This is a genomic window from Ruegeria sp. HKCCD4884 (assembly GCF_013110855.1).
Taxonomy (GTDB): Bacteria; Pseudomonadota; Alphaproteobacteria; order Rhodobacterales; family Rhodobacteraceae; genus Ruegeria.
The window spans coordinates 73,946-98,153 of record NZ_WVRJ01000015.1 but is presented as its reverse complement, the minus strand read 5'-3'; the positions used below and the strand labels follow the sequence as shown (position 1 = coordinate 98,153).

Annotated in this window: 22 protein-coding genes; 15 read left to right on the top strand and 7 right to left on the bottom strand. The window is 56.5% G+C overall.

Going from position 1 to position 24,208, the window contains the following annotated elements; genetic code table 11:
- Positions 1-40 precede the first annotated feature (40 nt).
- Positions 41-1,216 carry an acetyl-CoA C-acyltransferase family protein gene (locus tag GS636_RS19055; protein ID WP_171671650.1) on the bottom strand — a complete coding sequence of 392 codons (1,176 nt, stop codon included), beginning with the start codon at positions 1,214-1,216 and terminating at the stop codon, positions 41-43.
- A 113-nt stretch (positions 1,217-1,329) separates the two neighbouring features.
- Between GS636_RS19055 and GS636_RS19050 the strand changes: the two genes are divergently transcribed.
- From GS636_RS19050 to GS636_RS18985, 14 genes are all read left to right on the top strand, one after another.
- Positions 1,330-1,893, top strand: a complete 564-nt coding sequence (locus tag GS636_RS19050) for a helix-turn-helix domain-containing protein (protein WP_171671647.1) — start codon at positions 1,330-1,332, stop codon at positions 1,891-1,893.
- Between the two features lie 110 nt (positions 1,894-2,003).
- Complete coding sequence (locus GS636_RS19045) at positions 2,004-3,188, top strand: glycine C-acetyltransferase (protein ID WP_171188073.1); 1,185 nt, start codon at positions 2,004-2,006, stop codon at positions 3,186-3,188.
- Positions 3,189-3,202: 14 nt separating this feature from the next.
- Positions 3,203-4,231 (top strand): L-threonine 3-dehydrogenase, encoded by a 1,029-nt coding sequence (gene tdh, locus GS636_RS19040; protein WP_171188216.1) that lies wholly within the window; start codon positions 3,203-3,205, stop codon positions 4,229-4,231.
- Between the two features lie 63 nt (positions 4,232-4,294).
- Positions 4,295-5,173, top strand: coding sequence for a tryptophan 2,3-dioxygenase (locus GS636_RS19035; protein ID WP_171671645.1), 879 nt, complete (start codon positions 4,295-4,297; stop codon positions 5,171-5,173).
- A 3-nt stretch (positions 5,174-5,176) separates the two neighbouring features.
- The gene (locus GS636_RS19030) at positions 5,177-6,004 is read left to right on the top strand and encodes an alpha/beta hydrolase (RefSeq protein WP_171671642.1); all 828 of its coding nucleotides are present in this window, start codon (positions 5,177-5,179) and stop codon (positions 6,002-6,004) included.
- 272 nt (positions 6,005-6,276) lie between these two features.
- Positions 6,277-7,380: an MHYT domain-containing protein gene (locus GS636_RS19025; RefSeq protein WP_171188079.1), complete on the top strand. Its 1,104-nt coding sequence runs from the start codon at positions 6,277-6,279 to the stop codon at positions 7,378-7,380.
- Positions 7,381-7,528: 148 nt separating this feature from the next.
- Positions 7,529-8,383: a xanthine dehydrogenase family protein subunit M gene (locus tag GS636_RS19020; protein WP_171188080.1), complete on the top strand. Its 855-nt coding sequence runs from the start codon at positions 7,529-7,531 to the stop codon at positions 8,381-8,383.
- 11 nt (positions 8,384-8,394) lie between these two features.
- Positions 8,395-8,889, top strand: coding sequence for a (2Fe-2S)-binding protein (locus tag GS636_RS19015; protein WP_152457016.1), 495 nt, complete (start codon positions 8,395-8,397; stop codon positions 8,887-8,889).
- Positions 8,886-11,312, top strand: coding sequence for an aerobic carbon-monoxide dehydrogenase large subunit (locus tag GS636_RS19010; protein ID WP_171671640.1), 2,427 nt, complete (start codon positions 8,886-8,888; stop codon positions 11,310-11,312). The genes GS636_RS19015 and GS636_RS19010 overlap by 4 nt, the downstream gene beginning before the upstream one ends.
- A 59-nt stretch (positions 11,313-11,371) precedes the next feature.
- On the top strand, positions 11,372-12,247 hold the full coding sequence (locus tag GS636_RS19005) for a MoxR family ATPase (protein ID WP_171671638.1): 876 nt from the start codon (positions 11,372-11,374) through the stop codon (positions 12,245-12,247).
- Entirely contained in the window at positions 12,244-13,431 is a 1,188-nt protein-coding gene (locus tag GS636_RS19000) for a VWA domain-containing protein (protein ID WP_171671636.1), read from the top strand. Before GS636_RS19005 ends, GS636_RS19000 begins: the two co-directional genes overlap by 4 nt.
- A complete protein-coding gene (locus GS636_RS18995; RefSeq protein WP_171671633.1) occupies positions 13,428-14,213 on the top strand; it encodes an XdhC family protein in 786 nt (261 codons plus the stop codon). Before GS636_RS19000 ends, GS636_RS18995 begins: the two co-directional genes overlap by 4 nt.
- Before the next feature lie 103 nt (positions 14,214-14,316).
- The gene (locus GS636_RS18990; protein WP_171671631.1) at positions 14,317-14,769 is read left to right on the top strand and encodes a carbon monoxide dehydrogenase subunit G; all 453 of its coding nucleotides are present in this window, start codon (positions 14,317-14,319) and stop codon (positions 14,767-14,769) included.
- A gap of 202 nt (positions 14,770-14,971) precedes the next feature.
- A complete protein-coding gene (locus tag GS636_RS18985; RefSeq protein WP_171671628.1) occupies positions 14,972-15,640 on the top strand; it encodes a hypothetical protein in 669 nt (222 codons plus the stop codon).
- Between the two features lie 173 nt (positions 15,641-15,813).
- Here GS636_RS18985 and GS636_RS18980 read toward each other — a convergent pair whose 3' ends face one another.
- The 4 genes from GS636_RS18980 to GS636_RS18965 all read right to left on the bottom strand — a co-directional run bounded on the left by GS636_RS18980 (position 15,814) and on the right by GS636_RS18965 (position 19,563).
- Complete coding sequence (locus tag GS636_RS18980) at positions 15,814-16,482, bottom strand: hypothetical protein (RefSeq protein WP_171671626.1); 669 nt, start codon at positions 16,480-16,482, stop codon at positions 15,814-15,816.
- A gap of 354 nt (positions 16,483-16,836) precedes the next feature.
- The gene (locus tag GS636_RS18975; protein WP_171671623.1) at positions 16,837-17,817 is read right to left on the bottom strand and encodes a GTP-binding protein; all 981 of its coding nucleotides are present in this window, start codon (positions 17,815-17,817) and stop codon (positions 16,837-16,839) included.
- 14 nt (positions 17,818-17,831) lie between these two features.
- Complete coding sequence (gntH, locus tag GS636_RS18970; protein WP_216602963.1) at positions 17,832-19,298, bottom strand: guanitoxin biosynthesis MBL fold metallo-hydrolase GntH; 1,467 nt, start codon at positions 19,296-19,298, stop codon at positions 17,832-17,834.
- Between the two features lie 10 nt (positions 19,299-19,308).
- Positions 19,309-19,563 carry a hypothetical protein gene (locus tag GS636_RS18965; protein ID WP_171648572.1) on the bottom strand — a complete coding sequence of 85 codons (255 nt, stop codon included), beginning with the start codon at positions 19,561-19,563 and terminating at the stop codon, positions 19,309-19,311.
- Positions 19,564-19,641: 78 nt separating this feature from the next.
- Here GS636_RS18965 and GS636_RS18960 point away from each other — a divergent pair, with 78 nt between their 5' ends.
- Entirely contained in the window at positions 19,642-20,961 is a 1,320-nt protein-coding gene (locus GS636_RS18960; RefSeq protein ID WP_171671621.1) for a hypothetical protein, read from the top strand.
- A gap of 140 nt (positions 20,962-21,101) precedes the next feature.
- Here the strand turns inward: GS636_RS18960 and infB are convergent, their stop codons facing one another.
- Both infB and GS636_RS18950 read right to left on the bottom strand, forming a co-directional pair.
- Positions 21,102-23,576, bottom strand: a complete 2,475-nt coding sequence (gene infB / locus GS636_RS18955) for a translation initiation factor IF-2 (protein ID WP_171188103.1) — start codon at positions 23,574-23,576, stop codon at positions 21,102-21,104.
- A gap of 8 nt (positions 23,577-23,584) precedes the next feature.
- The gene (locus GS636_RS18950) at positions 23,585-24,208 is read right to left on the bottom strand and encodes an RNA-binding protein (RefSeq protein WP_171671619.1); all 624 of its coding nucleotides are present in this window, start codon (positions 24,206-24,208) and stop codon (positions 23,585-23,587) included.

Below are 24,208 nucleotides of genomic sequence, written 5' to 3'. Positions count from 1 at the left end.
GCGCAATGGGGGGCAGACAGCCCCCCTGCTCCATTCTGGCTCAGAGCCGCTCGATGGCAAGGGCAATCCCCTGACCACCGCCGATACACATGGTGATCAAAGCTTTTGTCCCACCCGTACGCTCCAACTCGTACAGCGCCTTGAGGGTGATGATCGCGCCGGTCGCGCCAACCGGATGGCCCAGCGCAATGGCACCCCCGTTGGGGTTTACCTTGGCCGCATCCAGACCCAGCTCCTGATTGACTGCCAGTGCCTGCGCAGCGAAAGCTTCGTTGCTTTCGATCACATCGAAATCACCCGCCGACAAACCGGTCTTCTTGAACAGGTTTTGAACAGCCGGGACCGGGCCAATACCCATGACTTCGGGCCGCACACCCGCATGGGCATAACCAATGACGCGTGCTTTCGGTTTCAGACCCGCTTTTTCTGCCGCGTCCGCCGTTGCCAGAACCATCGCCGCCGCGCCGTCATTGATGCCCGAGGCATTCCCGGCCGTGACGCGCCCGTCTTTCTTGAACACTGGCCTCAAACCTGCCAGCGCCTCGGCTGTAGTCGCTTTTGGGTGTTCATCGACCTTGAAGTCGACCATGTCACGCTTGACCTTAACCTGCACCGGCGCAATCTGGCTTTCGAAAAAACCGCCCTCAATCGCCGCTGCCGCGCGGGTCTGGCTGGTTATTGCAAACTCATCCATCTGCTCACGGCTGATCTGATGTTCGTCTGCCACGTTTTCCGCGGTGACACCCATATGCCCTGTGCCAAACGGGCAATTCAGTGCGCCCAGCATCATATCGAGCGAGGTAACATCGCCCATCTTCGCGCCCCAACGCGCCTGCGGCACGATGTAAGGGCTGCGCGACATGCTCTCGGCACCGCCCGCCACAGCAAATTCCGCATCTCCCAGCATTAGGGACTGCACGGCGGATACAATGGCCTGAGCCCCCGAGCCGCACAGACGGTTCACATTCATGGCCGGCGTACCGTTGGGGATACCCGCCTGCATCGCAGCCACGCGCGACAAATACATGTCGCGTGGTTCGGTGTTGATGACATGACCAAAGACAACGCTGCCGATCTGCGCGCCTTCAACACCCGAACGTTCAAGGGCTGCTTCGGTGGCAACAGTGGCCAGATCAATCGGAGCGGTCGAAGCCAAAGCGCCACCAAATGTGCCGATGGCGGTACGCGCACCATCCAGAATCACTACGTCAGTCATGTTTTCTCCTCCAAAACCCGCGCGCATTATGCACTTGCAGCATGATCTTCAAATTAGACTCACTGTCACGCCCGGAATTGACATTACGTTGCGCAACACGCATGGATTCCGTCATGACGGAAAACACAGACGATATCCTGAACCTCCTGCCTGCACGCCTGAAAGAGGCACGCCGGGCAAAAGGACTGTCGCTTGAGGCGGTTGCCAACCTCAGCGGCGTTTCCCGGTCCATGGTCAGCCAGATCGAGCGCGGCGAAAGCAGCCCGACGATCTCGACCCTGTGGAATTTGACCCGCGCCTTGCAGGTGGATTTTGCCGGTCTGTTGGAAGGTGCAAAAGCCAGTGACCAGATCGAGGTTCTGCGAAGCTCTGGGGTCCCCAGTATCGATAATATGGGGCAGAACTGCCGGATTCGCATCCTGTCCCCACCAGAAGAAGCCGGAGGTCACGAGGTTTACGATATTGAGTTCGACAAAGATGGGGCTTTGAACAGCCAGCCCCATGCCCGCGGTGCGCGTGAACAGCTGACAGTTCTGGAAGGTTCGGTCCGGGTCACATCGGGCAGCGCCATCTCGGATCTCAGCCAAGGGGACACCGCCCGCTATGCCGCTGATATTGTGCATTCCATTTCCGCCAAAGGGCCCGCACGGGTCTTTTTGATCGTAAAGAACGCATGATACCGGCAATTTTCCGCCTTCACGGATTTTTTTCCTTCATATTGTAATTCCCCTATTTGGGAAATTCATCCGCTATGTTAGATGTGCGACTCAGTTGAACGGAGGTCGCCATGGCAGATGCATTCTTGTCCCACATCACGGACACACTCGCGCAAATCGAATCCGAAGGTTTGTACAAGCGCGAACGAATGATCACCTCGCCTCAGGGCGGTGAGATATCCGTGGGCGGCAAGCAGGTGATCAACCTGTGTGCCAATAACTACCTGGGTCTGGCCGATCACCCCGCGCTGATCGACGCCGCAACGAACGCAATGGGCCCAAAAGGCTTCGGCATGGCGTCGGTCCGGTTCATCTGCGGCACGCAAGACATTCATCGCGAACTGGAGCAGAAGCTGGCCAAGTTCCTGAACAAGGACGATGCGATCCTGTTTGCTGCCTGTTTTGATGCGAACGGCGGTTTGTTCGAACCGCTGCTCGGCCCCGAGGACGCGATTATCTCAGACAGTTTGAATCACGCCTCGATCATAGACGGAGTGCGGCTTTGCAAGGCCAAGCGCTATCGCTATTTGAACAACGACATGAACGACCTCGAAGCCTGGCTGAAACAGGCACGCGAGGACGGGGCACGGCATATCATGATCGCAACGGATGGCGTGTTCTCGATGGATGGCTATCTGGCCAACCTGCCGAAGATTCGCGAACTGGCGGACAAGTATGACGCCATTGTCATGGTTGATGATTGCCACGCCACCGGCTTCATGGGGCCGAACGGTGCGGGTACGCCGGACCACTTCGGTGTTGATGTCGACATTCTAACAGGAACTTTGGGCAAGGCACTTGGGGGGGCAATCGGCGGTTACATCGCCGGGCCGCAGCCAGTAATCGACCTGCTGCGGCAGCGGGCGCGGCCCTATCTGTTCTCAAATTCGCTGCCGCCCTCCATCGTCGCCGCAGGGCTTGAGGCGATCCGTCTTGTAGAAGAAGGCGACATGCTGCGTGCTCAGCTGTTTGGAAACGCAAAATACTGGCGTGCCGGATTGGAGAAACTGGGGTTCGACCTGCTGCCCGGCGAACACCCGATCATCCCGGTGATGTTGGGCGAAGCGACCCTGGCGCAGGACATGGCGTCAAAGCTGTTTGATGAGGGCGTCTATGTCTCGGGTTTCTTCTTCCCGGTTGTTCCACGCGGACAAGCGCGGATCAGAACGCAAATGAATGCGGCTCTGACCAAGGATGAATTGGATCGCGCGCTGACCGCCTTTGGCAAAGTCGGCAAAGAACTGGGGGTAATCTAATGCGCCCCAACACCATGAAGGCACTGGAAAAATCCAAACCAGAAGAAGGCCTGTGGATGGTGCAGGCCCCGGTGCCCGAGATCGGGCCGGAAGAGGTGCTGATCAAAATCAACAAAACCGGTATCTGCGGGACCGATATTCATATCTGGAACTGGGATGAATGGGCCTCTGCCACTGTGCCGGTTCCGATGATCACCGGCCACGAATTCGCCGGAGAGATCGTCGAGATCGGGCGCAACGTGACCGGGCTTGAGATCGGTCAGCGGTGTTCCGGAGAGGGGCATCTGATCACCACCGACAGCCGCCAGAGCCGCGCGGGCAAGTTCCACCTCGACCCCGGCACTCGGGGCATTGGCGTGAACGAACAGGGTGCTTTCGCGCAGTATCTCAAGCTACCTGCATTCAACGTGGTGCCCTTGCCGGATGACGTTCCGGATGAAATCGGAGCGATCCTCGACCCGCTCGGCAACGCGGTGCACACCGCGCTGAGTTTCGATCTGCTGGGTGAGGACGTGCTGATCACCGGCGCGGGCCCGATCGGCATCATGGCAGCCGCTGTAGCGCGCCACGCCGGCGCACGCCATGTCGTGATCACCGATATCAACCCAGACCGTCTGAAACTGGCCGAGCATGTGGTGCCGACGCTGCGCACGGTTGATGTGTCCAAGGAAGACCTACAGGACGTCATCACGGAACTTGGCATGAAAGAAGGCTTTGACGTGGGCCTTGAAATGTCTGGGTCTCAGGCTGCGCTGGACCAGATGGTTGAGGCATTGGTCATGGGCGGCAAGATCGCCTTGCTTGGAATTCCACCGGGAAAATCTCCGGTCGATTGGTCTCGCATCGTCTTCAAGGCGATCACCATCAAAGGCGTTTATGGGCGTGAAATGTTCGAGACTTGGTACAAGATGATTGCCATGTTGCAAAACGGTCTGGATGTCAGCCGCGTCATCACACACCAAATGAAAGTCGATGAATTCGCCGAGGGTTTTGCCGCGATGAAATCCGGTCGGTCGGGCAAAGTGGTTCTGGACTGGACCTGAGACTCTGGCCCTGCGCCGCGTCACCCCCTAAACAGGGTGAAACGAAAGCGTCTGGAGGGGCACATGGGCGACAAGGACAAGTTTCTGGAGCGCGGGATTGAGGGGTCCCTCGTCACCGATTTCACGCAGACCCATCGCAAGAGCTATGGCGATTTTCTGCAACTCAAGACTCTGCTGAACCTGCAAAAGACCTTTCAGGACCCCGCGCAACCCGATGAGATGCTGTTCATCATCATCCATCAGGTTAGCGAGCTGTGGTTAAAACTGATGCACCACCAACTGGTGGAAGTGCGTCATTACCTGCAACAAGACGAGTTTGGCCCGGCGATGAAGAACCTCGACAGGGTCAAGGCGATCCAGCGCCAGTTGATTTCGGCGTGGGAAACCCTTCTGACCATGACGCCTGCCGATTACATGACCTTTCGACAGGCGTTGGGCAGTTCCTCTGGGTTTCAAAGCTATGGCTACCGTCAGATCGAGTTCATTCTTGGAAACAAGGACGCAGCAACCCTGAAAGTACATGAGCATGATCCCGAAGTGATGGGGATGCTGAATGATGCCCTGACCAAACCGTCCCTTTATGACGAAGTTCTGTTCATGCTGGCGCGCCAAGGGTTCAATGTGCCCCAAGACCTGCTAGAGCGCGATTTTGCACAGCCCTATTCCGGCGACCCGCGTGTGGTGAAGATCTGGGTGCAGGTGTTTCAGGACACTGGTACATATTGGGATCTCTACGCGCTGGCCGAAAAGCTGATGGATGTGGAATCCCTTTTCCAACGCTGGCGCTTTGATCACGTCACGGCGGTCGAAAGGGTGATCGGCAATCAACCCGGTACGGGCGGTTCCAGTGGTGTGTCTTTTTTACGCAAAGCCTTGGATTTGCGCTTTTTCCATGATCTCTACGATGTACGAACCGAATTGATGTATGCGGATCAGGAGTAAGCAATGCTGTATCGGGGGTTCACGCAGGCCGAGTTGGATCAGGAGTATTCCCCCTCTTCAATGATCGGCGGAGACCTCACACCCTATCTGGACAGCTACGCCGCGCTCAGCGCACAGCACCGCGCACAGATGGAAGTGATCGGGAACATCTCTTACGGTGATGCAACCGCTCAGGTCCTTGATTTCTTTCCCGCAAAAGGGGCCGGTGCGCCGCTGCATGTCTTTATTCACGGGGGCTATTGGCAAGCCCTCAGCCAACGCGATTCGGCGATGATGGCACCTGCGCTGATCGAGGCTGAACAGTCATTTGCGACCCTGAACTACACACTCGCACCAGATGCGCGGGTCGGGGCGATGGTCGAAGAATGCCGCGACGCATTGCTCTGGCTGGCAACCAATGCGTCTGATCTGGGTTTTGACCCATCGCGGATCACGTTGTCCGGGCACAGCGCCGGGGCGCAATTGGCAAGTATGGTCATGGCCAGTTCAGCCAACGACCTTGCCCGCGCGGGTTTGCGCGTGCGCGACGTGATCCTGATCAGCGGCATCTATGATCTGGAGCCGATCAGCCTGACGCCGATCAACGAGCCGCTGCAACTGACCCCGGTCGAGGTGAACGACCTGTCGCCCATCCGCCACCTGCCGCCCCCCGGCCCGCGCTATCACGTGACAGTGGCGGAAAGGGACACACCCGAGTTCATCCGCCAGAGCCGGGATTATGCGGAACTGCTGCGCAAGGCCGGGCATTCGGTCAGTTTCGATTTGAAGAAAGGGATGCAGCATTTCGACATCATCATGCATCCGGGGACGTTTTTGCCCGAGGCTCGATAGTCAAGGATATCGGACGTCGACCAGATTTGCCCCTTTCGCCGAAGTCCAAGTTGACAAACAAGCACCGAGGTTTTGCCAGAGATGGGGATGTCGGCTCAGAGCCCACAGGTGTCGACAGCTTATACCGTTGCGACCTTGCCCAGCGACCAAAAAAATCGATAGACGCGTGCCCTGGATGGCAAGGGGCGCCTGGGCGTTGTTCCTGCCAGATGAGCCGTCACAAGGCATAGGCAAATATTGAAATAAGAAACCCGCTGCGGCATTGTCCGCCTATGGAATTTCTGGACTTTGGACATAACCCTTGGTTGGTGGTTACATCGTTCGTTGTGGCGCTTGTTGCAGGTGCTACGGGATTGTCTTTGACGAGAGATTTGTCCGAAAAGTCGCTTTCACAACGCAGGTTGGCCATCGCGTTGGGTGCCATTGCTTTGGGTGGCGGTATTTGGTCGATGCACTTTGTTGCTATGCTTGGCCTAAAGCTGCCCATCCTGTTTTACTATGACGCAGCAATCACACTCGCATCCGCGCTTATTGCGATCCTTATGGTCGCCCTGGCACTTGTGCTTTTGCATTTCACTGAGCGTTCCAGGGGGATCATCATTGCCGCCGGAGCAATCGTAGGCGCGGGCATCTTGGCGATGCACTATGTCGGAATGGCTGGCATGCAGCTTTGCAAGCCCGTTTATACCCTGCAAGGTGTGCTCGGGTCGTCGGTATTGGCTATTGTCCTCTGCATTCTCGCGATCGGCATTGCGTATAATGAGCGTTCCAACAGGACCATCGCGATCGGCACACTGTGTTTCGGCGTAGCTGTCTTTTCAGTGCATTTCCTGGCCATGGCAGGAACCAATTTTGTGGCCTTGCAAAACATCCGAGAGTTTGGGCCCGTCATCAGCAACGAAGTCATGGCCGTTGGAGTGATCCTATCAAGCTTTATAATCTTCGGCGCATTCTTGTGGGTCGGCACAACTTATCTTGTGCCTACGCAAGCTACAAAGATCTCGACGATGGACGTCGCCCACGATGAGCCTTCACCAGACCAGACCTCGCCCATTCGTATCCCTTGTGAAAGAGACGGAGGCAAAGTCTTTATCGCCGCGCCGGACGTTGTATTTGTCAGGGCGGATGGTCACTACACGCAGGTCTACACCCGAACGGAAAAGTACTTTTGCGTCTGGCCGATCACTGAAGCGGTCAAACGGTTGGAGCCGACTGGTTTCTTGCGCGTGCACCGCAGCTATATCGTGAATCCTAAAAAGGTTTCACGGTTTGAACGGACCAAAGACAAGGGACAATGCACCTTTGGTGAAGCCGATCTTCCGCCAGTACCGGTCAGTCGATCGAACCTGAAAGCAGCACTGACCGCCTTCGGGTAAGGTACGGTGTACCCGGCGGCGCAACTCGTGCATCCTGAGGCGCATTTCGTGCAAAATTAGCGAAAACAAAGTGTTTTCCCGGGCCAAACACCCCACCGCGCGCGAGCTTCTCTAGCAGCCAGAACAGTTGCTGCAGGGAGGAGAGGCAATGATTCCAGCTGCCTTTGAATACTATAGACCAAAGGATTTGGCGGATGCTCTGTCCGTTTTAGTGGAGCATGGAGATGACGCACGCGTGCTCGCAGGGGGGCACAGTCTGATACCCATGATGAAACTCCGCATGGCCGAAGTGCCACATCTGATCGACTTGCAGGATGTGGAGGGTTTGAGCGGTATATCCATTGAAGGGGATAGCGTCCGCATTGGCGCGATGACAACGCAACACGATATCATCGACAACGCTCAATTGGCGGCAGTAGCTCCGATCATGCGCGAGGCCTCATTGCAGATCGCTGATCCACAAGTGCGCTACATGGGCACGGTTGGCGGCAATGTTGCCAACGGCGACCCGGGCAATGACATGCCGGGTTTGATGCAGTGCCTGGACGCGACCTTCACCTTGGTCGGCCCGGACGGTGAACGCAAAGTCGCGGCCCGCGATTTCTACGAAGCGGCTTATATGACTGACCGTGAGGACGAAGAGATCCTGACAGCGGTGGAGTTCGATGCGCCAAAGGGCGGGTACGCCTATGAAAAGCAAAAGCGCAAAATCGGCGACTACGCCACCGCGGCTGCTGCGGTCCTTTTGACTAAAGAAGGTGGGGCTTGCACCTCGGCTTCCATCGCGATGACCAATCTGAGCGATACACCAGTTCATTCTGAAAAAGCTGGTGCTGCCCTTGTCGGCACGTCTGTGGATGATGTGGCAATCAAAGCGGCCGTGGACGCCATGTTGGGCGACATCGACCCAACACAGGACAACCGCGGTCCCATCGAATTCAAACGTCACGCAGCGGCGATTATCCTGCGCCGTGCGATCGAAAACGCCTGGGCCAGAGCCTGAGGAGAGAGATCATGTCAAAGAAGAAACATTTCACTCTTACCGTGAATGGCGAGGAGCAAGAGTTCCTGGCAGAACCGCGCGAACTGCTGATCCACACCTTGCGCGAAAGGCTGCGCAAGACCGGTCCGCACATTGGCTGCGAGACCTCGCATTGCGGCGCTTGCACCGTGACCATGAACGGCAAATCGGTAAAGTCCTGTACCGTGTTCGTAGCGCAAGCTGACGGTGCCGAGATCACCACGATCGAAGGGCTTGGCAACCCAGACAGCCTGCACGTGTTGCAGGAAGCGTTCAAAGAACACCACGGTCTTCAATGCGGCTTCTGCACACCGGGTATGATCACCCGCGCATCCAAGCTTTTGGAAGAAAACCCGAACCCAACTGAGGAAGAGGTGCGCTTTGGCATGGCGGGTAACCTTTGCCGCTGTACCGGGTATCAGAACATCGTCAAATCTATCCTCGCTGCCGCGGCCGAGATGAACTCTGCGAAGGAGGCGGCACAATGAACAAGGAACTGACCCGCGAAGAACGCGCCGACGCGCTGGGAGGAATGGGTTGCAAACGCAAGCGCGTTGAAGATGCCAGGTTTACCCAAGGCAAAGGCAATTATGTCGACGACATCAAACTGCCCGGCATGCTGCATGGTGATTTCGTGCGTTCGCCCTATGCCCACGCGAAAATCGTGTCGGTCAATGCCGAGGCCGCATTGGCGCTGGACGGCGTGATCGCCGTACTGACGGCCGAAGACCTCGCTCCTCTTGGTCTGCACTGGATGCCGACGCTGGCTGGCGACAAACAGATGGTTCTGGCTGACGGCAAAGTGCTTTTCCAAGGTCAGGAAGTGGCATTTGTGGTGGCAAAAGACCGTTATATTGCAGCCGATGCAGTAGAGCTAGTCGAAGTGGAGTATGAAGAACTCCCCGTTTTGACCGATCCCTACGCAGCCTTGGAATCCAACGTGGTTCTTCGCGAAGACCTGATTGGCGAAGGTGGAGCGATTCCAGATGGGGCCCACGGCCCCCGCAAACACCCTAACCACATCTTTACCTGGGAAGTCGGCGAGAAGGACGCGACCGAGCAGGTAATGGGGGAGGCAGACGTGGTCGCTGAAGAGATGGTGTATTACCATCGCACGCACCCATGCCCGCTCGAAACCTGTGGCTGCGTGGCCTCAATGGACAAGGTCAACGGCAAGCTCACGCTGCATGGCACGTTCCAAGCGCCTCACGCTATCCGCACCGTGGTTAGCCTGATCTCGGGCATTGAAGAGCACAACATCCGCGTGATCTCGCCCGACATTGGCGGCGGCTTTGGCAATAAGGTTGGGGCCTACCCCGGCTATGTGTGCTCGGTCGTGGCCTCGATTGTCACCGGCGTTCCGGTGAAATGGGTCGAGGACCGTATGGAAAACCTGATGACCACCGCCTTTGCCCGTGACTACTGGATGAAAGGGAAGATCAGCGCCACCAAAGAGGGTAAGATCACCGGTCTTTGGTGCCACACGACAGCAGACCACGGCGGTTTTGACGCCTGTGCCGACCCGACCAAGTTCCCGGCTGGGTTTATGAACATCTGCACCGGGTCTTATGACATCCCGACCGCGTATTTGGCAGTGGACGGCGTCTACACCAACAAGGCGCCGGGCGGGGTCAGCTATCGCTGCTCCTTCCGTGTAACCGAAGCCGCCTATTTCATCGAACGCATGATCGAGGTTCTTGCGATAGAGCTGGACATGGACGCGGCCGAACTACGCCGGATCAACTTCATCAAGAAAGAGCAGTTCCCCTATCAGTCCGCGCTTGGGTGGGAATATGACTCGGGCGACTATCACACTGCTTGGGATAAGGCGCTGAAAGCCGTCGATTACGAAGGGCTGCGTGCAGAACAAGCTCAGCGGATCGAGGACTTCAAGGCGGGCAAAACCCGAAAGCTGATGGGCATTGGCCTGACGCATTTCACCGAAATCGTCGGCGCTGGACCCGTCAAAAATTGTGATATCCTTGGCCTTGGCATGTTCGACAGTTGTGAAATCCGCATCCACCCGACCGGCTCAGCGATCGCGCGCCTTGGCACCATCTCGCAAGGCCAGGGCCATGCCACGACCTTTGCACAAATCCTCGCAACCGAGATCGGTCTGCCGGCAGATAGTATTACCATCGAAGAGGGTGATACGGATACTGCGCCGTACGGTCTTGGAACATACGGCTCGCGCTCGACGCCGGTAGCCGGTGCTGCGACCGCGATGGCAGGACGTAAGATCCGCGCAAAGGCTCAGATGATCGCGGCCTACCTGCTGGAAGTGCACGACGATGATGTCGAATTCGACGTGGATCGTTTCGTGGTCAAAGGCGCGCCTGAAAAGTTTAAGACGATGAAGGAAATCGCCTTTGCCGCCTACAATCAGGCCATTCCGGGCATCGAGCCGGGGCTGGAAGCGGTCAGCTACTATGACCCGCCGAACATGACCTATCCCTTTGGCGCTTATGTCTGCGTGATGGACATCGATGTGGACACCGGTGTAACCGACATTCGCCGCTTCTATGCGCTGGATGACTGTGGCACCCGCATAAATCCGATGATCATCGAGGGCCAGGTGCACGGTGGTCTGACCGAGGCGCTGGCCGTCGCTCTGGGGCAAGAGATCGCCTATGACGAAATGGGCAACGTCAAGACTGGCACGCTGATGGACTTCTTCCTGCCGACCGCATGGGAAGTGCCGAATTACGAGACCGATCACACGGTTACCCCCAGCCCGCACCATCCAATAGGTGCCAAGGGTGTCGGCGAAAGCCCCCATGTGGGCGGCGTGCCCTGTTTCTCCAACGCGGTGAATGACGCCTTCCGTGCCTTCGGCCTGCGTCACACCCATATGCCGCACGATCACTGGCGGATCTGGAAGACAGCAAACGATCTGGGCCTTCACGGCTAAGCTTCTGGCGCGCGCAGCAGGGATGGCGGCGCGCGCCTTTTAAACCACTTGAGGCTCTGATGACCTGGACCGATCTCCAATCTGCACTTGTAGAACAGAACTACGTCGCCTCAGACGATCTGGCGGTGTCGCTGCATTTGGCTTTGTCATTGCACCGTCCTCTACTGCTGGAAGGTGCAGCGGGCGTGGGAAAAACCGAGGTTGCCCGAGTACTGGCCGCGGCTCAGAACACGCAATTGATCCGTCTGCAATGCTATGAAGGTTTGGACGCCTCTCAGGCAATCTATGAGTGGAATTACCAACGGCAACTGCTGGCGATCCGTGCGTCCTCTGAAGCAGGCGAGACCGGCAAGACGGTCGAGGATCGGATATTCTCGCGCGAGTATTTGTTGGAACGCCCCTTGCTGTCGGCGATCACGCAAGACGTTTCTCCAGTTTTGCTGATCGATGAAATTGACCGCGCAGACGAAGAGTTCGAAGCCTTCCTGCTCGAGATTCTTGCCGATTACCAAATCACGGTGCCAGAACTTGGCACCATCAAAGCCACCACCATGCCAACAGTTATACTAACCTCGAATGGCACCCGCGACTTGTCGGACGCGCTAAGGCGCCGCTGCCTTTTCGCTTATGTCGATTATCCTGACAAAACAACGGAACTCGCGATCCTGAAGGCCCGTTGTGCTGGGATTGAAGCGCTGCTGGCCGATCAAGTGATCGGGTTCGTCCAGGCGTTGCGCAAGGAAGAGCTGGAGAAAGTGCCCGGAATCGCGGAGACACTGGATTTTGCCGCCGCTCTTATGGGGTTAGGGATTGCCGATCTAACGGAAAACCCGGCGGCCCTCCAAGCCACACTCACGACACTTTTAAAAACTCAGGGCGATCGCGCACATATCACCACCGAAGTGGCACAACGCATTGCGGGGAAGGCCGCATGACCCGCGTAACCCGCTTTGCTGGCCGAGATCCCGGCGCCACAGCGCGCATGGCGGGGTTCCTGGCCCATTTGCGAGAGAATGGCCTGCGCCTTGGCGTGCAGGAAACCGAAGCGGCTCTGGCGGCCTTGACCCATGTTGAGGCAGCCAACCCTGCAGAGGCGCGTTGCGCCCTCAAGGCGGTCTGCACGGGATGCAAGGACGACGCGCAGAGGTTTGATTTGCTGTTCGACAGTTTCTGGATGGATGCTGGTCGCGTGCGCACAAAGGTCATGCCGAAAATGTCGGCCCCTACCAAGGGCGACGACAGCGTACATTCGTCACGACATGCCAAAGGAGAAGACGTTGGAGGCGCTGGCGATGCGACAGCGCCGGACGGAGGTGACGGTGATGCCGAAAGCGATGGCGACGGCAAGCTGATCGCCACCGAGATGCGCAATCTGTCCCGGCGCGACCTACGTGACCTGGTACGGGCAGAAGAGATTGCCGAGGCCGAAGAGGTTGCCCGCCGCCTTGGACAAGCGCTGCGCGACCGTCGCTCCCGCCGCCGCATCGCGGCCCGTAAAGGGGACCGCCTGCATTTCCGCAAAACAATCCGGCGCAGCCTGGCAACAGGGGGCGAACCCATCAGACTCATCAAGCGCAAACGCCCTGATCGCAGTCGTAAAATCGTAGCCCTATGCGACGTTTCCGGCTCTATGACCGTATATGCGCAAGTGTTCCTGGCCTTTTTGGCCGGCCTGATGCGCGGTGATCCAACCGCCGACGCATACCTGTTTCACACACGCCTCGTGCGGATAACCGAAGCTTTACGCGATAAGGACGCCATGCGCGCCATCGGACGGATGTCCTTGATGGCGGATGGGTTCGGCGGAGGCTCCAAAATCGGGGAAAGCCTGGACCGTTTCGCGGCTACATACGCGCGTCGGTTCGTCGATGGTCGTTCGGTCGTGATGATCCTTTCGGACGGCTATGACACCTCTTCCCCTGACCACATCGACGCCGCGTTGACCAAGTTACGCAAACGTGGCTGCCGCATTCTTTGGCTGAACCCCCTCAAAGGCTGGCGCGATTATGCACCCGTGGCAGCGGGCATGGCGGCTGCATTGCCTCATTTGGACCGCTTTTACGCAGCTAACACGCTGGCGGACCTTGCCGCGCTTGAGAAGGAGTTGGTATCGCTATGACCCCCGCTGAGTTGTTTTCTTCAGACCTGGCAGAAACAGCCCTGTCCCTGCGCGCCAATGAACAACCGTTTGCCTTTGCCACAATCGTGCGTACTGCGGGAACCACTGCGGCAAAACCTGGCGCAAAGGCAATCATTGGTGCGGATGGCACTATCTTGCATGGGTTTCTTGGCGGCGGCTGCACCCGTGGCGCTGTGAGGCGAGCCACCTTGGAGGCTCTCGAAACCGGCGCACCTAAGCTTGTGTCGGTCGCGCCGGAGGACTTTTTAAACGATATCGGCGTCAGTGCCGGAGCAATGATGGAGGGCGTACTCTATGCGCGCAACGGTTGTCCCTCTCGTGGTACCATCGACATCTTCATTGAGCCTTGTCTTCCGATGCCAGAGTTAACAATACTCGGGAACTCGCCTGTCGCAGAAGCTTTGGCACAAATCGCACCACATTTTCACTGGTCGATCACGCGTGCCCTCGATGGAAAGAGTGCACTTGGAAAGATGAGTGCGGTCGTCGTTGCGACGCAAGGGCAGGGCGATCTGGACGCCTTGCGCGACGCGCTTGCGTACGATGCAAACTATGTCGCCTTTGTCGGCAGCAAGAAGAAGTTCGCTGCCCTGTCAAAAAAGCTCTCTGAAGCCGGTGTGCCCGAGATCACACTTGCGACCGTCTCAGCCCCAGCCGGTTTGGACATTGGTGCTGTCACGCCAGAAGAAATCGCGCTCTCTATCCTGGCGGAACTGGTCACCGTGCGCAGGAATTCCGCCGAAAGAGATCCAAATGCGTAAACTTTTCAAAATCTTAACTCGTATCTTCAAGCCCTCTAGTGAGCAGGCTGAGGTGCTTGCAAAGATCAAATACCCCTGTTGCTGAACAAAGGAAGGAACCGCCATGGAACTGGCTGACGAAATTCTCATCGATGCCCCGCGCGACGTGGTTTATGCAGCGTTAAACGACCCCGAGATACTGAAACGCTGTATCCCCGGGTGCGAAGAGCTGATCAAGAAGTCTGACACGGAACTTGAAGCCAAAGTTGTTCTTAAAGTTGGACCCGTGAAAGCGAAATTCAGCGGAGATGTGGTCCTTAAAACCGACGGCGCGCCAGAGACATTTTCGCTGGAAGGCCAAGGCAATGGTGGCGCAGCTGGCCATGCAAAAGGCGGCGCTGACGTAACTCTGACCGAAAATGGCTCGCAGACCATTCTGCGCTACGAAGCCAAAGCCGTGATCGGCGGTAAGTTGGCGCAACTTGGAAGCCGTCTTATTCAGAGTACAGCGAAGAAACTTGCGGCCAAGTTCTTCAAATCCTTTGCAGACGTCATGTCGGAAGAACCTGTTGCTTGACCCTCACGTTTATCTGGGCGAAGAGATGGAGGAAACCGCATGACCCTTCTCTTTGCCATATCAACGGAAAGCTGCGCCATTTGTCGCGCCTAACCTTCATAGATGAAAAGCTGATCGAAGATTGGCTGGATGCCGCAGAGTGATACTGGCCCACGCGGACCTATTTTGATCGACATTTGTTTTATGTCTATTGGGACGTCCTATGACAATCATCCGGACCTTAATCTTCTTAGCCGGCTGGATTTACGCCATTTCTCAGTTTGGATTTTTTCTTGGTGTTTCGCTTGGCTGGATACCCGCCTTGCTGTTTGCATGGATTATTGAAACCGTGCTGGTTTTTGTGCTGGTCGTAGTTGTTTCCGCAATGCCCCAAAAGAAAGCCTCTATCTCAGCCCAGCCAATAAAGACCGACGCGGTTAGTACAGAATTTCTGTCCGAACGCCGTTATTTCTCAATTGATGGTTCATTGCGCGAAGCAAGAAGACTGTTCAAGCGATGGAGCCCATATTTTCTGACAATTGCCTTACTTTGCGGTGCTTGTTGGTTGGTATCTGTTGTTTTCCAGAATGAATACTCTGGTGCATGTAAACGGGTGTTTGAAACGCGGATCGAACTTATGGAAGTTCAAGCATCCTATATAGGTAATGGCATCGACCTAAGTGACCTCTATGGCTTCAGCTATGGCGAGCTTGTGTACAAATACGGCGGTGAAGTTGCGGATAATAGCTATCGTTACTGGAACGTTGAGCGAGATGCCATTTACGCCGAACAACGCCTCGAATGGCCTTACCTTTGCCCGTTGACACATCCATCGATGGTTGCTGATTGTGTCAGGCAGTCGCGCGGGCTTACAAAAGGGTTAGTCTGTTGACGCTTATCGCGAATTGTACCACAGCATGCCTATTTTTGGGGCCGCTTGGCTGTGCATGTAGCGGCAGGCTGCGATTAGGCCCATTTATTGGCGTACAACAATGAAGTGCCTACAATCGGTCCGATCGAGTGTTTTCGACTAAGTATTCATTGCAGCAAAATCAAAGGAGTTTCTTACTTGGGTTTTGTGACAAATAGGCTGGTTTCAGGGTTCAGATCGTCATTTGGATCCGTCAGAATACCAGCCGGAAAAGACACTGATATAGGTCGATCATTTGTATCGAGGCAGAGCATGTGGTTATTGTCTCCGTCACCCAGATCGGCAAGCGCCGCGGGCGTCACAATGCGCTGAGATCCATCTTCGGCCTCTACGAGGATACTGTACAGATCACGTTCCTCCTCGCCAGGTTCCTTGCCGTTGGCCAGCGTAACGCCACCCGCCCAAGTTACCCGAATGGCCTGAACAGTGTTGTCACTTGGACAAAGGCTTCCTCTGGTTCGGCGTGGCCCCAAGTTTCCGACCAAAGTCCAATCCTCAACAACCTCGGCAAAGATCATTGAGGGCCCGTCTTCCAGCGGAGTTACGGCTACTGTAGCACCTCGAAAATCAAGTGTCCCGTCGATGGAATGAAGGTGCCCAACAACCTCGACTTCGACGGGGGGATCGTCGGGAAGGTTCCCAAAATCCCCGATGAGAAGCACCGTGCGCAATTCCCCGGGGTCGGTAGCGGGCAACACTGACGCGCAGTGCATTGCTCCGATCTGGCCTGACTTTGTTTCAACTCTGAAGTCACCTGCCTGCAGAGTTTCCAGATCTACCTGGGTAGAAAAAATGACAGGCATCCCGTGTTTGCCCCTGGAACCTCTGCAAATGAAGTTTGCCACTCGGGGCAACGCCTCGAGCCCATGGAAAGCAGAAAGCAACTCGGCATATTGTCCTCCGGCTGAACTCGGCAATCCGAGGTTTGGGGTTGTATCTTCAAGTTCCCGACTTGATACGTCCTGCGCGTACACAGCCGTTCCCGACAAGACAAACGCAGTGGCAAGTGCAAGCAGTGTGATCGCTTGAATCCAATTCCTAAACTGCTTCAGCAATAAAGTTATTCTCCCCATTTGGTCTCCGGTGCCGCGGGCTTCCGCGCTGTTATGTGTTGGAATTATAATAACACACGCAAACACATTTGGTCGCACTTGCCGCTACGCAGGTTCCAACAACGCTTCGGAAAGCTCGTATTCCGAAAGGGCTCCTGGTGCACCTATTGCAACAAGCCTTGTTTCGGGTTTTCGGTGGCCCCATGCACCATCCCTTGCGATGTCCATGCGCTTTCCGACTACCTGTACAAGAATGCGATGATCCGGATCCTCCTCACTGAAGACAAAACCCTTGAGACGATAGACATCTCCGGGAAGTTTCCGAATAGCGCTACGAAGGGAGGATAGGCTTATCGGTCGGTCAGCTTTCATCATGGTTGTTGAAAAGCTGTCTGAGTGATCAGAGTGGTGACAACCGCAATCTGGCCCATGTTCATGATGATCAGGTATTTCTGTTTCGAGCTGTTCGGCGGCAAAGCGACCAACAGAAAGAAGTATGTCCAGAGGGACGTCCGCATTGACAGCTTCGACCAATCGATATCGACGGAATCGAGACCCCAGCCAATCGTGCACCTTCTGAACTGTGGCCCTGTCGACAAGATCAACCTTGTTCAGAATTACCATGTCCGAAAACGCAATTTGTCGGAGTTTCAGTTCCATTTGTTCCGGCGCGGCAAATAGTTGTTCCGCATCGACAAGACACATGAGGCTGTCCAAGCGGATCATGTCGCGGAACCGTTGATCCGTAAACGTCATCGCAATTGACGATGGGTCCGACACGCCGCTTGCTTCAAGAACGATATATTCCGGTTTCTCAGGCCTGGCGAGAACGGCCTCTACCGTTTCGATCAGGTCATCTCGGATCGAGCAGCACACACAGCCATTCGCAAGACTCATCACATCATCTTCGAGACCGACTACCAAGTCAGCGTCAACGTTTATTGATCCAAAGTCATTCACCAGAACTGCAACCCGCAACCCGTGATTGCCTGTCAAGATGCGGTTCAAAAGTGTTGTCTTACCGGCGCCGAGAAAGCCGGTAAGGATCGTTACGGGGATCGCAGAAGTCGAACCAAATTCAATCATTGTTCGATCTCCTCTCAGTCTTCATCACGCGGGCCGATTACATCCGAAACTTTGATGGTAAAGTCCTGCGGCCAGTCCCCGCCGGGTGCTCGGAAAACGTCAGTTGGGTAGTATTCGCGTGGATCGATCTCCATATCGCGGTACTTTTGGTCTTGCTGATCTGCTCGAGTGAGCCTCGGATTCGGCAATGTGATTTCATCCGGAAGCTCAATACGCCCGGCCTCGGCTGCCGCAGCCAGTTCACGAAATGGTGGCACAGTACCGGATTTTCCGGGCAGTGCAGCTTTCCTGTACCAGATGGCATCCTTGGTCACGTTCACAACGGCTACATCGAGACCCCATTGGAACAGACCGTCATAGTGGGCGCGAATACCAGCCAGCATTTCAGCGTCGATATCCTCGTCCTGTGTATAGTGCGTCACCATTCCCAACCGCGGCCTTGTGTCAGCAAAGAGCTTACCCACGGCATAGTGGGAGGTATGATGCGTATCGATTGTGTAATTAAACAGATCCTGTGGGATACCGTATTTGTAGGTCATCAACTGACCAATATCCTGTCCCGACATTTCGGTTACAAAAACATCAACACCTTCGCCGTATTTCCGTGAAAGCTCATCCGGGCGACCATCGCCTGTCCATACAAAGCTCAGACCATTCCAATCGAGCCGATACCCAACTGCGCCGTCCTTCGCGTGGCTGCGCGGCCAGGACCGAACAGTCACACCGTCTTGGTCATAAACGATGCCACCTTCTTGGCTGAAATCGAACTCGTTGACCTCGATCTCATAGCCGTCACCAATTGGGAATACGTCAAACGCTTCAAGGTGCCATTTGAGCATCTGCTGCATGCCTTTGACCATCCCAGCTGTGCCAAGCTCGGGTGTCCGACCGGACGGGCCGTGAATACGAAGTGGAGTGTACCCTCCTGACCAGGCCCGGAATGGGTAGATGTAAGGGATGTCGGCATAGTGGTCGACATGCAGGTGAGAGATGAAGATGTCGTTGATCAGCTGCCCCGGCACCTGCATGGCAATGATATTGCGGACACAACCAGACCCAAAGTCGAAGAAGAACCGTTTTCCATTTCCCAACTCTACCATGATACACGTACCCGCCTGATCTTCGCGCGGCGGATAGGGTGTCGAGCCACAGAATGAGATGCGCATCTCATCTGGTCCCAACTCCTCACTAAGTGGAAAATAGTTCGCGTTTGAGCCTGTCATGTATTTGGTCGGGCGGAAATACTCTGGCAAAGAGATACCACCTGCGGGTCGCCCACCGTATGGGTTCTTGAGTGTTTCTCCCAGCGGGCCGTCTCCTTCGTGGGCCTCGGCACTCCCCGCCGCAAACCCAGCCGCCCCTGTCGCGGCAGCTCCAGTGGCTAAACCCTTAAGAACACTCCGTCGTGAGGGGTCTTCAATTTGGTCTGTCGCCTGAACTTGTTTGTTCTCCAGGTCTTTCCCATTGTCTTCCTTGGTCATGGTTCGGTCCTCAGTTAAAAGTGTTACGAAGATTACGCTTCACCATCCGGCGAAGCTCGTTCACGAGTTCAGATCTGATGTGGGCCCATTCCGCACGCTCTGGCGCTGTAATCGATGTGTCATCCAGCAGCGCAGTAACTTTCTTTAGGTCTGCAATTGCCTCGCTGAGTAACGCATCCGTTTCGATACGCCCGGAAAGCGCATCGGAAAGCTCTGGAAGCTCGTCACTTAGTTCCCACGTCACTGGATAATCCTCGGTTTCCACTATCTATTCTCACATCGAGATGAGTGCGGTTGACGGCACACGCCAAGTGAGTCACCGTGAGTTGGGGGTGAGTTTGCTTTGAACCAAGCTAATGAATTGCCGATAGATCAAGATGTTGCACAGCCATCTCCGGAGCTTGTCCGACAGGCACTTCAGAGCGTTGTTTCCAGTGCCGCGTTCCAGGCTTCGCCTCGACTCCAGCAATTTCTTACTTACGTGGTCGAAGAAACGCTCGCGGGTCGCGGTGCTCAGATTCGTGGCAAAGCAATCGCCGTCGAAGTCTACGGTCGGAGCATTGATGGCACCGGTGGTCGGAATCTCGTTCGCGTTGAAGCCCGACGGTTGCGTCGGCTGCTACAGGAGTTTTACGAAGATCAATGGAACGGTGAGGGCGTTCGCATTTTTGTTGATTCCGGCGGATACAAGCCACGGTTCTCGCTAGACAGCACTTCAGGAGTGCGAAACAGCGATGCGCTTGGAAGGCATCCGCTTTTAACGCAACTGCTGCCGGTTGGATTGGTTTGCGTTGTATTGATTGCTGGAATTGGGTTTTGGTTTGCTCAGAATGACGAGGCGGTTTCGCCCGCGACTCGATCCACGGAACAGGCTGAGCGAGCGGCCCTTAGTGAGCAGTCTTTGACGAGACTTCAGGCGGCCAACCTTGCGGATCAGGCCCGCGGCATGTTTTTTCCCGTCTTTGATGTCAAGCGTCAGCAAATAGCGCTGGGAATGTTCCAGCATGCCACCGAGCTCGACCCAGCTCTCTCCGATGGCTACGCCGGTTCGGCACAGGTCCTAGCAACTCTGGCTATGTTGTCCCCGGACAAATCACAAAGAGAAGACCTCTTTAGCCAAGCTGCGGAGATGTCGGGAAAGGCGCTTGATCTATCTCCCACCGATGCATGGGCAAACGGAGCAAATGGTTGGGTATTGGCCACCCAGTATAAACCAGTTGAGGCACTGAAATACGCAAGACTGTCGGTCGAGCTTGCGCCGAAGGATGGTCATATCCTGGATCTAGTTGGCATCACCGCCATTATGGCCAACACTCCGGATCTTGCGGCCGAGGTTAGCGACCCAGAAAGACTAAGGTCAGGATCGGGCCGCTTTGGCGCACGAAATATTTGGGGTGTATCGCAACTGATGCTCGGGAATTACGAAAAGGTTGTCGAGGCATTTAAAGGAGCGCCCGCTGCCGGTGCGCCTGTAAGTGCTCCTTCTCTCCTGTTCCAAGCCGTTGCGAACGATCAGTTGGGACATACGGAAGAGGCGCAAAGACTTGTTACCGAAATGCGCAAAACATGGCCGGAGTTTCCATCTGAGTTTCTTGCAGGCAGGATCTTCCACAATGATGCCGCAACGCGACAAGCGATACTGGATACTCTGATCAGATACTGATGAAACACGTCGCATCGTTGCCGATGCAGAGTGTTCCAGATTCAAGCACTCATGTCCGCTCAGCAGACCTTAAAACCCAACAAGAACCCACAAAAAAGCGGCCCAGGAGGCCGCTTTCTCTAAATTCGATCTGAACCGGATCAATCCAGTGTCCGGGTGACCTCTTCGCGCTCGAAGATTTCGATCACGTCGCCTGCGCGGATATCGTCGTAGTTCTCGAACGCCATACCGCATTCTTGACCCGACTGAACCTCGGCGACTTCGTCCTTGAAGCGTTTGAGCGTCTTCAGCGTGCCTTCGTGGATCACCACGTTGTCGCGCAGCAGGCGGACGCCTGCGGAACGGCGGGCAACGCCTTCGGTGACCAGACAGCCGGCAACCTTGCCGACACCTGTGACCTTGAAGACTTCACGAATCTCGGCATAGCCGATGAACTTCTCTCGAATCTCGGCGCTCAGCAGGCCGGAAGCAGCCGCCTTCACGTCGTCCACAAGGTCATAGATCACCGAGTAATAGCGGATCTCGACACCTTTCTGGTTCGCGGTGTTCCGCGCCGATGCGTTGGCACGGACGTTAAAGCCCATAACTGGCGCGCCTGACGCTTCGGCCAGGCCAACGTCGGTTTCGGTGATCGCGCCCACGCCCGAATGCAGCACGCGCACGCGCACTTCGTCGTTGCCGATCTTTTCCATCGCCTGAACGATGGCTTCGGCAGACCCTTGCACGTCAGCTTTGACGAGGATCGGCAGCTCGGCCACGTTCTCGTCTTCTTTCGCCTTCTGCATCAGCTGCTCAAGGGTGGTTGCGGCACCAGCGGCGGCACGTTTGTCCTTGGCGGCTTGTTCGCGATAGGCGGCGATTTCGCGGGCCTGCGCTTCGGTCTCGGTCACGTTCAATACGTCACCGGCCTCGGGCGTGCCGTTCAAGCCCAGAACCTCGACAGGAACCGAGGGGCCAGCTTCTTTGACGCGGTCGCCCTTGTCGTTGATCAGTGCACGGACCTTACCGTATTGCTCACCCACAACGAAGATGTCGCCCTGGCGCAACGTGCCGTTCTGAACCAGAACGGTGGCCACAGGACCGCGGCCCACATCCAGCTGCGCCTCGATCACAGCACCTTGGGCGGCGCGGTCGGGGTTGGCTTTCAGTTCCAGAATTTCGGCTTGCAGCGCAATGGCTTCCAGAAGCTCGTCCAGACCCTGACCGGTGATGGCGGACACTTCGACGTCCTGAACCTCACCCGACATTTTCTCGACGATCACTTCGTGTTGCAGCAGATCGGTGCGCACCTTGTCCGGGTTTGCATCCGGCTTGTCGACCTTGTTGATCGCCACGATCATCGGCACTTCTGCCGCCTTGGCGTGGTTGATCGCCTCAATCGTCTGCGGCATCACTGCGTCGTCAGCCGCAACAACCAGAACCACGATATCCGTGACCTGCGCACCGCGCGAACGCATCGACGTAAACGCCGCGTGGCCCGGTGTATCCAGGAAGGTCAGTGTGGTGCCGCCCTCGGTTTTCACCTGATAGGCGCCGATATGCTGGGTGATGCCACCGGCCTCGCCCGCCACAACACGCGCATCGCGGATTGCATCCAGCAGAGAGGTTTTACCGTGGTCAACGTGACCCATGATGGTGATGACCGGCGGGCGCGGCTTCAGATCTTCATCGCTGTCTTCGACCTCTTTGATGACGTCTTCAACATCCGAATCAGAAACACGCGTGACCTTGTGGCCAAATTCTTCGATGATCAGTTCAGCCGTGTCAGCGTCGATGGTCTGGTTCTGCGTGACCATCATGCCCATCTGCATCAGCGATTTGACAACGTCAGCTACGCGCTCGGCCATACGGTTGGCCAGTTCCGAGACCATGATCGCCTCGGGCAGCTGTACGTCGCGGATCACCTTTTCCCGCTCAACCGTGCCGCCCATGGCTTTCTGGCGCGCACGCTCTTGCTTGCGCTTCATCGCAGCCATCGAGCGTTGGCGGTTGCCTTCGCCACCAGTGGCCTGACCCAGTGTCAGCTTGCCCGAACGGCGGTTATCGTCGCGACCTTTGCCGCGACCGCGCTGCTCGCGCTCACGATCCTGCTTGCGCGGGGTCGCAGCGGGTGCAGGCTTGCTGGCCGGGGCGCGTGCCGCTTTAGGCTCTTCCGGTGCGGGCGCTGTAGCGGCGCGTTTGGCGGCTTCTTCCGCCTCTATGCGCTTTCGCTCTTCCTCTTCCGCCTTTTGACGGGCGCGCTCTTCAGCCTCACGCTGTTCACGTTCCTTGGCTTCCTGTTCCGCACGGCGGCGGGCACGCTCTTCTTCGCGCGCCTTTTCTGCAGCCTCGCGGGCGGCGGCCTCTTCAGCCTCGCGGGCCTTGGCGGCCTGCAATGCCTTCATCCGGCGTGCCATTTCCGCGTCGGAAATACCCGCAGGGCGACGCGACGGATCACCCGAAGGTGCAGCACCGCCACCCGGCTTTGCCGCGCCCGGCTTGGGGACCACCACGCGCTTGCGTTTGGTTTCCACCACGACATTCTTGGTGCGTCCGTGGCTGAAACTCTGTTTCACATTTCCGGGGCGTGCCCCGCCACGAAGACCCAATGTCTTTTTGCCGTCATTATCGCTCATAAAGCTTCTTACCCTTCCGCGCGGCCCCTGCCGCCGTCATCCGTTTCGCGCAAGCCACGCAGGCGCTGCGCTTCCTCTACAACACGTTTGGCGAGTCCGCCAGAGGCCATGGCAGCATGAATCACTGTTTGGCGCCCAAATGCCTGCCCTAATTCGTCCGCAGTCAGCCAACCGATGTATTTTCCGAAGTGCGGCGTGCTGAGTTTGGACTTGCCGCGCCCCGATCCATCAATGGCCTGAAGCAGCACTTGCGCCTCTTCCCGGTCCAGCCACGTCTTGACCTTTTCATATCCGGCAACCGCGTCACCGGATTTACGCGCCAGGCTGAGCAACTCAACCACGCGACGCGCGATCTGTTTTTCAACTTCGTCGCTCAGATCCTTCGACACAGAAACCTGTGCCTTGAACCCGCGCGCAAACAGTTTCTTGCCAACGGCCTTGTCCAGTGCGGCACGATCTGCCGTCACATAGACCCCGCGCCCCGGCAGTTTTGCCGCAACATCGGGATAAACCTGACCGTCCGGTCCCGTCACAAAGCGGATCAGCCCGTATTTTGGCTGAACTTCGCCCGTGGCGATGCACTTGCGTTCGGGTCCGTCAGACCGATCCTTATGGACGCCACCGCGAGCCAT

Coding starts and splice junctions, on each gene's coding strand:
- GS636_RS19055 (WP_171671650.1), bottom strand. CDS start 1,216: ATGACTGACGTAGTGATTCTGGATGGTGCGCGTACCGCCATCGGCACA.
- GS636_RS19050 (WP_171671647.1), top strand. CDS start 1,330: ATGACGGAAAACACAGACGATATCCTGAACCTCCTGCCTGCACGCCTG.
- GS636_RS19045 (WP_171188073.1), top strand. CDS start 2,004: ATGGCAGATGCATTCTTGTCCCACATCACGGACACACTCGCGCAAATC.
- tdh (WP_171188216.1), top strand. CDS start 3,203: ATGAAGGCACTGGAAAAATCCAAACCAGAAGAAGGCCTGTGGATGGTG.
- GS636_RS19035 (WP_171671645.1), top strand. CDS start 4,295: ATGGGCGACAAGGACAAGTTTCTGGAGCGCGGGATTGAGGGGTCCCTC.
- GS636_RS19030 (WP_171671642.1), top strand. CDS start 5,177: ATGCTGTATCGGGGGTTCACGCAGGCCGAGTTGGATCAGGAGTATTCC.
- GS636_RS19025 (WP_171188079.1), top strand. CDS start 6,277: ATGGAATTTCTGGACTTTGGACATAACCCTTGGTTGGTGGTTACATCG.
- GS636_RS19020 (WP_171188080.1), top strand. CDS start 7,529: ATGATTCCAGCTGCCTTTGAATACTATAGACCAAAGGATTTGGCGGAT.
- GS636_RS19015 (WP_152457016.1), top strand. CDS start 8,395: ATGTCAAAGAAGAAACATTTCACTCTTACCGTGAATGGCGAGGAGCAA.
- GS636_RS19010 (WP_171671640.1), top strand. CDS start 8,886: ATGAACAAGGAACTGACCCGCGAAGAACGCGCCGACGCGCTGGGAGGA.
- GS636_RS19005 (WP_171671638.1), top strand. CDS start 11,372: ATGACCTGGACCGATCTCCAATCTGCACTTGTAGAACAGAACTACGTC.
- GS636_RS19000 (WP_171671636.1), top strand. CDS start 12,244: ATGACCCGCGTAACCCGCTTTGCTGGCCGAGATCCCGGCGCCACAGCG.
- GS636_RS18995 (WP_171671633.1), top strand. CDS start 13,428: ATGACCCCCGCTGAGTTGTTTTCTTCAGACCTGGCAGAAACAGCCCTG.
- GS636_RS18990 (WP_171671631.1), top strand. CDS start 14,317: ATGGAACTGGCTGACGAAATTCTCATCGATGCCCCGCGCGACGTGGTT.
- GS636_RS18985 (WP_171671628.1), top strand. CDS start 14,972: ATGACAATCATCCGGACCTTAATCTTCTTAGCCGGCTGGATTTACGCC.
- GS636_RS18980 (WP_171671626.1), bottom strand. CDS start 16,482: ATGCCTGTCATTTTTTCTACCCAGGTAGATCTGGAAACTCTGCAGGCA.
- GS636_RS18975 (WP_171671623.1), bottom strand. CDS start 17,817: ATGATTGAATTTGGTTCGACTTCTGCGATCCCCGTAACGATCCTTACC.
- gntH (WP_216602963.1), bottom strand. CDS start 19,298: ATGACCAAGGAAGACAATGGGAAAGACCTGGAGAACAAACAAGTTCAG.
- infB (WP_171188103.1), bottom strand. CDS start 23,576: ATGAGCGATAATGACGGCAAAAAGACATTGGGTCTTCGTGGCGGGGCA.
- GS636_RS18950 (WP_171671619.1), bottom strand. CDS start 24,208: ATGGCTCGCGGTGGCGTCCATAAGGATCGGTCTGACGGACCCGAACGC.